Genomic DNA, 554 nt, shown 5'->3' with positions numbered 1-554 from the left:
AAGACCCGCAGCATGGGCCTGGTCCACCAGCCGTGCGATCTCGGACTTCTCCCAGACCTCTCCGGCGGCGTACTGGTCGAGGACGCCCATGATTCCCGACATGCCGGGGATCTGCTTGATGTACTGGAGGGGGATCGGGTCGAAGCCCTCCCCGAACCAACGGAACGTCATCTTCATCGGATGTTCATCTCCTTGTCGAGTGTGCGCCGAACGGCGCCGGGTGCTGCGGTCAGACGGACGAAGTAGTCCTCGACGCGCGCCGCCAGAGGCGTGGTGTAGAGGTCGAGGCCGAAGATCGTCGGGTTGGACAGGATGGGCGCGAGCGCCTGGTGGGCGTCCACGTCACCGCCCAGCTCCACCCCGGCCACATGTGCCTGGAGCTCGGCGAGCAGGGGGTCGGGCGAGGGGGTGAAGGGGAGACCGTCGTCCGCCACACCCATCAGGTACCGGCACCACAGGGCGAAGGTCAGGGGGATCGCGACCAGGGTGTCGAGATCCATACCCCGTTCGATGTAGGCCTTCACGGTCTCCCCGAAGCGGATCGGCAGCTTCTG

The 554-nt window shown here is 66.2% G+C and carries 1 protein-coding gene and 1 pseudogene; both read right to left on the bottom strand.

Going from position 1 to position 554, the window contains the following annotated elements; all coding sequences use genetic code 11:
* Positions 1-171: mannonate dehydratase (locus tag FK530_RS27190; protein WP_369123356.1), on the bottom strand; the 171-nt coding region annotated here is incomplete at its 3' end.
* A gap of 2 nt (positions 172-173) precedes the next feature.
* A pseudogene (locus FK530_RS26175) lies at positions 174-554 on the bottom strand (mannitol dehydrogenase family protein); the annotation flags it as partial.

The organism is Tsukamurella conjunctivitidis, from assembly GCF_007858475.1.
GTDB lineage: Bacteria > Actinomycetota > Actinomycetes > Mycobacteriales > Mycobacteriaceae > Tsukamurella > Tsukamurella conjunctivitidis.
Note: the sequence above shows the minus strand (reverse complement) of the source record. Positions and strands in the feature narration are given on the sequence as shown.